Source organism: Streptomyces sp. CNQ085, assembly GCF_022614595.1.
Lineage (GTDB): Bacteria > Actinomycetota > Actinomycetes > Streptomycetales > Streptomycetaceae > Streptomyces.
The window spans coordinates 1-8,921 of the sequence record NZ_JAJFAU010000177.1 but is presented as its reverse complement, the minus strand read 5'-3'; the positions used below and the strand labels follow the sequence as shown (position 1 = coordinate 8,921).

At 71.5% G+C, this 8,921-nt stretch carries 9 protein-coding genes; all 9 read left to right on the top strand.

Annotated elements, in window-relative coordinates; all coding sequences use genetic code 11:
- Nucleotides 1–1,260 (top strand): putative lipid II flippase FtsW (gene ftsW / locus LJ221_RS21665; protein WP_241718405.1); only part of this gene is annotated, 1,260 nt, incomplete at its 5' end.
- Between the two features lie 6 nt (nucleotides 1,261–1,266).
- On the top strand, nucleotides 1,267–2,361 hold the full coding sequence (gene murG / locus LJ221_RS21660) for an undecaprenyldiphospho-muramoylpentapeptide beta-N-acetylglucosaminyltransferase (RefSeq protein WP_241718404.1): 1,095 nt from the start codon (nucleotides 1,267–1,269) through the stop codon (nucleotides 2,359–2,361).
- Between the two features lie 32 nt (nucleotides 2,362–2,393).
- The gene (locus tag LJ221_RS21655; RefSeq protein WP_241718403.1) at nucleotides 2,394–3,284 is read left to right on the top strand and encodes an FtsQ-type POTRA domain-containing protein; all 891 of its coding nucleotides are present in this window, start codon (nucleotides 2,394–2,396) and stop codon (nucleotides 3,282–3,284) included.
- Nucleotides 3,285–3,560: 276 nt separating this feature from the next.
- Nucleotides 3,561–4,820, top strand: a complete 1,260-nt coding sequence (ftsZ, locus tag LJ221_RS21650) for a cell division protein FtsZ (protein ID WP_241718402.1) — start codon at nucleotides 3,561–3,563, stop codon at nucleotides 4,818–4,820.
- Between the two features lie 32 nt (nucleotides 4,821–4,852).
- Nucleotides 4,853–5,602 (top strand): peptidoglycan editing factor PgeF, encoded by a 750-nt coding sequence (gene pgeF / locus LJ221_RS21645; protein WP_241718401.1) that lies wholly within the window; start codon nucleotides 4,853–4,855, stop codon nucleotides 5,600–5,602.
- Complete coding sequence (locus LJ221_RS21640) at nucleotides 5,599–6,330, top strand: YggS family pyridoxal phosphate-dependent enzyme (protein WP_241718400.1); 732 nt, start codon at nucleotides 5,599–5,601, stop codon at nucleotides 6,328–6,330. Before pgeF ends, LJ221_RS21640 begins: the two co-directional genes overlap by 4 nt.
- A gap of 214 nt (nucleotides 6,331–6,544) precedes the next feature.
- Nucleotides 6,545–7,189 (top strand): cell division protein SepF, encoded by a 645-nt coding sequence (locus LJ221_RS21635; RefSeq protein WP_241718399.1) that lies wholly within the window; start codon nucleotides 6,545–6,547, stop codon nucleotides 7,187–7,189.
- A gap of 67 nt (nucleotides 7,190–7,256) precedes the next feature.
- Entirely contained in the window at nucleotides 7,257–7,541 is a 285-nt protein-coding gene (locus LJ221_RS21630) for a YggT family protein (RefSeq protein WP_241718398.1), read from the top strand.
- A 48-nt stretch (nucleotides 7,542–7,589) separates the two neighbouring features.
- The gene (locus LJ221_RS21625; RefSeq protein ID WP_241718397.1) at nucleotides 7,590–8,741 is read left to right on the top strand and encodes a DivIVA domain-containing protein; all 1,152 of its coding nucleotides are present in this window, start codon (nucleotides 7,590–7,592) and stop codon (nucleotides 8,739–8,741) included.
- The last annotated feature ends 180 nt before the right edge of the window (nucleotides 8,742–8,921 follow it).

The following is an 8,921-nucleotide window of genomic DNA, read 5'->3' as shown; positions in this document are numbered from 1 at the left end:
GCCGCGGACGGGGTCCGCGGGCTCTACCTGCGGGCGAAGCACGCCTGGGACCGGCCACTGACCGCCTACTACGTGATCCTCGGCGGTAGCCTGATGATCCTCGGCCTCGGTCTGGTGATGGTCTTCTCCGCCTCGCAGATCGAGGCACTGGGCTCCGGGCTGCCCTCCACCTACTACTTCCGCAAACAGCTGCTGGCCGCCGTCCTGGGCGGTGTTCTGCTGCTGGCGGCCGCCCGGATGCCGGTGGCCCTCCAGCGCGGGCTGGCGTACCCGCTGCTGGCCGTCTCCGTCTTCCTGCTCTGCCTGGTCCAGGTGCCGGGGATCGGGCAGGAGGTCAAGGGCAACCAGAACTGGATCCAGCTCGGCGGCCCCTTCCAGTTCCAGCCCAGCGAGTTCGCCAAACTCGCCCTGGTGCTGTGGGGGGCGGACCTGTTGGCGCGCAAGGGGGACAGACGGCTGCTGAACCAGTGGAAGCACATGCTGGTCCCGCTCGTCCCGGTGGCCTTCCTGCTGCTCGGACTGATCATGCTGGGCCGGGACATGGGCACCTCGCTCATCCTCGCCGCCATTCTCGTCGGACTGCTCTGGCTGGCCGGTGCGCCACTGCGGCTGTTCGCCGGGGTACTCGCCGTCGCCGGGGCACTGGGGGCCCTGCTGATCACGACCAGCGGCAACCGGATGGCCCGGTTCGCCTGCCTGGGCGCCACCGACCCCGGCCCGAACGACCAGTGCTGGCAGGCCGTCCACGGCATCTACGCCCTGGCGTCGGGCGGATGGTTCGGTTCGGGGCTGGGCGACAGCATGGAGAAATGGGGACAACTGCCCGAACCGCACACCGACTTCATCTTTGCCGTGACGGGGGAGGAACTCGGCCTGGCGGGGACGCTGCCGGTGCTCGCCCTCTTCGCCGCTCTAGGCTATGCGGGTATCCGCGTGGCCGGACGCACGGAGGACCCCTTCGTCAGGTATGCCGCGGGAGGTGTGACCACCTGGATCACGGCCCAGGCCGTGGTCAACATCGGTGCGGTGCTCGGCCTGTTGCCGATCGCCGGTGTTCCGCTCCCGCTGTTCTCCTACGGAGGTTCCGCCCTGCTGCCGACGATGTTCGCCGTCGGGCTGCTGATCTCCGCCGCGAGATCGGAACCCGCCGCGAAGGCGGCACTGGCCATGCGGCAGCCTGCTGTGAGAAAGAAGCTGGCTGGGGTGAGACGGAAGACGACGGGACGGAGCGCCGTACGGCGCTCGTCCGGAGAGCGGTGAAATTCGGTGCATGTCGTACTCGCCGGTGGGGGGACCGCCGGCCACATCGAGCCCGCGCTCGCCCTCGCGGACGCCCTGCGCAGGCAGGACCCGACCGTGGGGATCACGGCACTCGGCACGGAGCGCGGACTCGAGACCCGGCTCGTCCCGGAGAGGGGCTACGAGCTGGAGCTGATCCCGGCCGTGCCCCTGCCGCGCAAACCCACTCCCGAGCTGATCACCGTGCCGGGGAGGCTGCGCGGCACCATCAAGGCCGCCGAGCAGGTCCTGGAACGGACCAAGGCCGACTGCGTGGTCGGCTTCGGCGGCTACGTGGCGCTGCCCGGCTACCTCGCGGCCAAGCGGCTCGGAGTGCCGATCGTCATCCACGAGGCCAACGCCCGGCCGGGTCTGGCCAACAAGATCGGCTCCCGCTACACCGGCCACGTCGCCGTCTCCACCCCGGACAGCAAGCTGCGCAACGCCCGCTACGTCGGCATCCCGCTGCGCCGCTCGATCGCCACCCTCGACCGGGCGGCGATGCGGGCCGAGGGGCGGGCCGCCTTCGGCCTCGACCCCGGTCTGCCCACCCTGCTGGTCACCGGCGGTTCCCAGGGCGCCCGGCGGCTCAACGAGGTCGTCCAGGCCACCGCGCCGAACCTCCAGCGCTCCGGCGTCCAGATCCTGCACGCGGTCGGCCCGAAGAACGAGCTGCCGCAGGCGGACAACATGCCGGGGATGCCGCCCTACATCCCGGTGCCGTACCTGGACCGGATGGACCTGGCGTACGCCGCGGCCGACATGATGCTCTGCCGCGCGGGCGCGATGACGGTCGCCGAACTGTCCGCCGTCGGACTGCCGGCCGCCTACGTCCCGCTGCCGATCGGCAACGGTGAGCAGCGGCTGAACGCCCAGCCGGTGGTCAAGGCGGGCGGCGGACTCCTCGTCGACGACGCCGAGCTGTCGCCGGAGTGGATCCAGTCCAAAGTCCTGCCGGTGCTCACGGATCCGCACCGGCTGTACGACATGTCGCGGGCCGCCGCCGAGTTCGGACGCCGGGACGCCGACGAACTGCTGGTCGGCATGGTGTACGAGGCGATCGCGGCACACCGCCGGGGCTGAGGCCGCGAGCGGGACGCGGGAGAGCGGGGAACGTGGCCGGACGGACGGCGGCCGCCGGGCGAGGCGGTCGCGACCAGCGTGACCGGCGCGGGCCGGGGGCAGGCTCGGGACCGCCCCCGCCGGCGGGCCGGGGGGCCCGGCTTTTCCGCGCGCCCCGCCTCCCGGAGGGCCGCGGACGCCGCCGGCTGCCGCTCCTCCTCGCCCTCGGCCCGGCGCTGCTGATCGGTGGCCTCGCCCTGTGGCTGCTCTACGGCTCCGCGTGGCTGCGGGTGGAGAGGGTCACGGTCGACGGCGAGAGGGTCCTGACGGAACGGCGGATCCTCGAGGTCGCCGGCATCCCCCTCGGCGAACCGCTCGTCTCGGTCGATCCCGGGGAGGTGGAGCGGCGGCTGCTGGAGGCGCTGCCCCGGATCGACTCCGTGGAGGCGGCCCGTTCCTGGCCTCATGGCATGGAGCTGACGGTCACGGAGAGAAAAGCCGTGGTCGTGATGGTGCAGGACGCCCGGAACGGGGAAGGCGGGGGAGACCAGGACGGCACGAGGGGGCGGCGCTATGCCGAGGTGGACGACGAGGGGGTGTTGTTCGGCACGCTCGCCGAACGGCCCGCGGGCGTTCCCCTCCTCACCCTGGACCTCGCCGGATCCGCCGACGGGCGCCGTTTCGGACCCGAGAGGATGCGGCAGGAGGCGGTCGGGGTCGCCGCGGCCCTCCCCGAGCGGGTGCGCCGCGACATCCGGACGATCCGGGTCCGCTCCTACGACTCCATCACCCTGGAAATGAGCGGCGGGCGCACGGTGGTGTGGGGGAGCGGCGAGGACAGCGACGCGAAGGCCAGGTCACTCACCCTGCTGATGAAAACCGCCGACGCCGCGCGGAGATTCGACGTGAGCGTTCCCGGCGCACCGGCGGTGTCAGGGAGTTGACGTACGTACGTGCAGGCCAGCACCCTGGTTGGCTACCGCGTTGCCTGATCACATAGGGTGAGAAGAAAAACGGGAGGTCCGGCGTGTTCATTGAACGCGAACCACTTGTCGACCTAGTGTCCGTTCCAGAGAATCCGAGGAACGACGGACATTGGTAACCCTGAACTTGAACGTTGGGGTTCGGGTCGGCGTCCGGATCGTCCCACTCGGCATAGGTCGGCGCACCGCAACCAACGTGGAGCGGCGACACGTAACTCGAGGCGAGAGGCCTTCGACGTGGCAGCACCGCAGAACTACCTCGCAGTCATCAAGGTCGTCGGTATCGGCGGCGGTGGCGTCAACGCCATCAACAGGATGATCGAGGTCGGTCTCAAGGGCGTCGAGTTCATCGCGATCAACACCGACGCACAGGCCCTGCTGATGAGCGACGCCGATGTCAAGCTCGACGTCGGCCGCGAGCTCACCCGCGGCCTCGGCGCCGGCGCCAACCCCGATGTCGGCCGCAAGGCAGCCGAGGATCACCGGGAGGAGATCGAGGAGGTCCTCAAGGGGGCCGACATGGTCTTCGTCACCGCCGGCGAGGGCGGCGGCACCGGCACCGGCGGCGCGCCCGTCGTCGCGAACATCGCGCGTTCTCTCGGCGCCCTCACCATCGGCGTCGTCACCCGCCCGTTCACCTTCGAGGGCCGCCGCCGGGCCAACCAGGCCGAGGACGGCATCGCGGCCCTGCGGGACGAGGTCGACACCCTCATCGTCATCCCCAACGACCGGCTGCTGTCCATCTCGGACCGCCAGGTGAGCGTGCTCGACGCGTTCAAGTCGGCGGACCAGGTGCTGCTGTCGGGTGTCCAGGGCATCACCGACCTCATCACCACCCCCGGGCTGATCAACCTGGACTTCGCGGACGTCAAGTCCGTGATGTCCGAGGCCGGCTCGGCTCTCATGGGCATCGGCTCGGCTCGCGGCGACGACCGTGCGGTGGCCGCGGCGGAGATGGCGATCTCCTCGCCGCTGCTGGAGGCCTCCATCGACGGCGCACGCGGTGTGCTGCTCTCCATCTCCGGCGGCTCCGACCTCGGCCTGTTCGAGATCAACGAGGCCGCCCAGCTGGTGAGCGAGGCCGCGCACCCCGAGGCGAACATCATCTTCGGCGCGGTCATCGACGACGCCCTCGGCGACGAGGTCCGGGTCACCGTCATCGCGGCGGGCTTCGACGGCGGCCAGCCTCCGGCCAGGAACCGCGACAAGGTGCTCGGTTCGTACGCCGGGGGCAAGGAGGAAGCGCCGGCCGCGCCGCGTCCGGCGCCCGCCGAGCCCGAGCGCCCGTCCTTCGGCGGACTCGGCTCGGTCACCCCGCGAGAGGAGGAGCCGTCCCCGGCCGTCCCGCTGACGGACTCCCCCTCCGCCTACGGTTCGGGTTCCTCCTCGCCGCTGTCCGGCGAGACCGGCCCGTCCCCGGCCCCGCAGGTCCCCCCGGCCCGCCCCTACCAGGACGGCTCGGCCGAGGAGCTCGACGTGCCCGACTTCCTCAAGTAGGCACCACGAGCGTGATAGGACAGCACGAGACCGTGAGCGGCGCGCACTTCGCCACCACCGACAGGTGGGGCGGGGTGAGCGCCGCTCCGTATGACGAACTCAACCTCGGCGGCGCGGTCGGGGACGATCCCGGGGCCGTGAGGGCCAACCGGGAGCTGACGGCGGGAGCGCTCGGCCTCGATCCGGCCGCGGTGGTCTGGATGAACCAGGTGCACGGGCGCGAGGCCGCCGTCGTCACCGGGCCGTGGCGCGGTGACGCGCCGTGCGCGGACGCGGTCGTGACCGCCCGTCGTGGCCTCGCGCTCGCCGTGCTGACCGCCGACTGCGTGCCCGTCCTCCTAGCCGACCCCGCCGCGGGGGTGGTGGGAGCCGCACACGCCGGGCGGCCCGGGCTGGTCGCCGGGGTCGTCCCGGCGGTGATCGAGGCGATGAGGTCCCTCGGCGCGGACCCGGCCCGCACGGCCGTCCGTATCGGCCCCTCGGTGTGCGGGGGCTGCTACGAGGTGCCGGAACGGATGCGCGAGGAGGTGGCGGCCGCGGTGCCCGAGGCATATGCCACCACGCGGCGGGGCACCGCGGCGGTCGATGTCGCGGCCGGCGTGCGCGCCCAACTGGCGCGGCTCGGGGTGCCGGGGCCGCCGGCGCAGCAGGTCTGCACGATGGAGTCCCCGGACCACTACTCCTACCGCAGGGAGAGGACCACCGGGCGGCTGGCCGGCTACGTGTGGCTGGAGACTCCCGCCGGGGGCGCGGAGAAGAGCGACGGGGGGGCCGCCGCATGACCGGCCACAGCGCCGACCGCAGAGCCGGACTGGCCGCGAACCTCGCCCGGGTGGATGAGCGCATCACCCGCGCTTGTGTCACCGCGGGGCGCGCGCGCGAGGACGTGACCCTGGTCGTCGTCACCAAGACCCGCCCCGTCGGCGATGTGCGGCTGCTGGCCGGACTCGGGGCGCGGCACGTGGCGGAGAACCGGGACCAGGAGGCGGCGCCCAAGGCCGAGGCCTGCGCGGATCTCCCCCTCATCTGGCACTTCGTGGGGCAACTGCAGACCAACAAGGTCCGCTCCGTGGCCCGTTACGCGGACTTCGTGCACTCGGTCGACCGGACCCGGCTGGTCGGCGCGCTCTCCTCGGCGGCCGAGCGCGAGGGCCGGCGGATCGGCTGCCTGCTGCAGGTCGCGCTCGACCGGGAGGCGGGCGAGGCCGGGGGACGCGGTGGCGTGGCACCGCGGGAGGTGGGGGAGTTGGCCGACGCGGTGGCCGCCGCCCCCGCTCTCCGGCTCGCGGGTGTGATGACGGTCGCGCCCCTGTCCGGACCGTACGCCGGGAGGCCGGGAGCCGCTTTCGAGCGGCTGGCGGAGATCTCGTCGGCCCTGCGGGTGGACCACCCTGCCGCGGACATGGTCTCGGCGGGGATGAGCGGGGACCTCGAGGAGGCGGTGGCGGCCGGAGCGACACATGTGCGTATCGGCAGTGCGGTACTCGGAGTACGACCCGGGCTCCGGTAACGTCGCCAAGCAGGTCGGACCACAGCAGAAAATATGGTCATTCCCGCCCGGTGTGGATGACCGCATGGGCTCACGGGCACCGGTGACGGAGTCTTGGGTCACGGGAGCCTCCCCACCGGAGGCATCCGGAGGCAGCATGGGGTCTCCCCGCCGCAGGCAGGGGACTGGGCCTTCCCGAAGGCCGGGGACCACCACAGAGCGGAGGACGCAGAGAATGGCCGGCGCGATGCGCAAGATGGCGGTCTACCTCGGCCTCGTGGAGGACGATGGGTACGACGGCCCGGGGTTCGACCCCGACGACGAGTTCGAGCCCGAGCCGGCCCCCGACAGGGACCGGCGGCACCAGGCGCACCAGCCTCTGGGAGCTCCCGCGGTGAAGTCCGAAGGGGAGCAGGAGTCCGAGGAGCCGGTGCGCGTCGTCCACCCCCCTGCCCGCCGGGAGCGGGAGCAGGCTCCGGCGACCGCTGCTGAAAACGGACGGCACGGGAGGATTGCCCCCGTGTCATCCATCACACCCGAACGCCAGAACCTGGAGAAGAACGCACCGGTGATCATGCCCAAGGTCGTGTCCGAGAGGGAGCCCTACCGGATCACCACGCTGCACCCCCGGACGTACAACGAAGCCCGTACCATCGGGGAACACTTCCGAGAGGGCACTCCGGTGATCATGAATCTGACCGAGATGGACGACACGGACGCGAAGCGTCTGGTCGACTTCGCGGCGGGTCTGGTGTTCGGTCTCCATGGGAGTATCGAGAGGGTGACACAGAAGGTCTTTCTCCTGTCTCCTGCTAACGTCGATGTCACGGCGGAGGACAAGGCCCGCATCGCAGAGGGCGGGTTCTTCAACCAGAGCTGAGAGTCAGTGCAATCGGACGGGCCGGACGGCGGCCCGGACGCGACCAAAGGGGAGAGGGAAGCGCACGATGGGCGTCGTACAGCAGGTGGTCCTCATTGTGCTGCAGGTCTTCCTTGCCGTACTGATCTTCCGCCTGGTGATGGACTACGTCTTCATGTTCGCCCGCTCTTGGCAGCCCGGCAAGGCGATGGTGGTCGTCCTGGAGGCCACCTACACTGTCACTGATCCGCCACTCAAGCTGCTGCGGAGGTTCATACCGCCGCTGCGCTTCGGAGGCGTGGCGCTCGACCTGTCCTTCTTCGTACTGATGATCATCGTCTACATCCTGATCAGTGTTGTGGCCAGGCTGTGAGCGATACGGTCTTGCCGATATGCCGATGACTTACGTTGAGGTGAAGAGATGCCGCTGACCCCCGAGGACGTGCGGAACAAGCAGTTCACAACCGTCCGCCTGCGAGAGGGCTACGACGAGGACGAGGTCGATGCCTTCCTCGACGAGGTCGAGGCCGAACTGACGCGCCTGCTCCGGGAGAACGAGGACCTGCGCGCCAAGCTGGCCGCCGCGACGCGGGCCGCCGCGCAGAACCAGCAGCAGGGCATGCGCAAACCCGAGCCCCAACAGCAGCAGGAACGGCAGGGTCCCGTTCCCGCCGCCATATCAGGACCGCAGCCGGTCCCGCCTGGGCAGATGGGCGGTCCGCCCCAGCTGCCCGGCGGTGCGCCGCAGCTGCCGGCAGGCCCCGGCGGGCACGGTCCGCAGGGGGGCCCGATGGGTCCCGGTCCGATGGGTCCGGGTGGTCACGGCGGTCCCGGTGGTCCGGGCGGTCCCGGTGGTCCGGGCGGTCCCGGTGGTCCGGGCGGCCCCGGTCCGATGGGCGGTCACGGCGGCCCGGGCATGCACCAGCAGGGGCAGGGTCCGGGCGGCGACAGCGCGGCCCGTGTGCTGTCGCTGGCGCAGCAGACCGCGGACCAGGCGATCGCGGAGGCCCGTTCGGAGGCCAACAAGATCGTCGGTGAGGCGCGCAGCCGGGCCGAGGGCCTGGAGCGGGACGCCCGCGCCAAGGCGGACGCGCTGGAGCGGGACGCGCAGGAGAAGCACCGCGTCGCGATGGGCTCGTTGGAGTCCGCCCGCGCCACGCTGGAGCGCAAGGTCGAGGACCTGCGCGGCTTCGAGCGCGAGTACCGCACCCGGCTGAAGTCGTATCTGGAGAGCCAGCTCCGCCAGCTGGAGAACCAGGCCGACGACTCCCTGGCCCCGCCGCGTACCCCGGCCGCGGCCTCACTGCCGCCGTCTCCCTCGATGGCATCGGCGGGCGCACCGGGTGGCGGCATGGGCGGTCACCAGTCGATGGGCGGCGGCCAGTCGATGGGCGGCCCGGGCAGCGGGCACGGCGGTCACAACCAGGGCGGTGGTCAGACCTACGGCGGGCAGCAGCAGATGTCCCCGGCCATGACCCAGCCAATGGCCCCCGTGCGGCCGCAGGGCCCGCAGCCGATGCAGCAGGCACCCTCGCCGATGCGCGGTTTCCTCATCGACGAGGATGACAACTGACGCAGCCGCTCTGGGCGGCGGGTGAACCGGATCGGCATATCGCAGAGGGCCGGGCCCAGCACGATGGACGGGATCAGACCCCGGATGAGCAGCGAGGAGCGCAGGGACAGCTCGTAGCCGCCACCGAGCCCGCCCACCAGCGCCTCTCTCGGCACCGGACAGTCGATGGCCCGCAGGCCG

Bases quoted from the DNA above. Each gene is read 5' to 3' on its own strand.
- LJ221_RS21635 (WP_241718399.1), top strand. From the start codon at position 6,545: ATGGCCGGCGCGATGCGCAAGATGGCGGTCTACCTCGGCCTCGTGGAG.
- LJ221_RS21640 (WP_241718400.1), top strand. From the start codon at position 5,599: ATGACCGGCCACAGCGCCGACCGCAGAGCCGGACTGGCCGCGAACCTC.
- LJ221_RS21630 (WP_241718398.1), top strand. From the start codon at position 7,257: ATGGGCGTCGTACAGCAGGTGGTCCTCATTGTGCTGCAGGTCTTCCTT.
- LJ221_RS21625 (WP_241718397.1), top strand. From the start codon at position 7,590: ATGCCGCTGACCCCCGAGGACGTGCGGAACAAGCAGTTCACAACCGTC.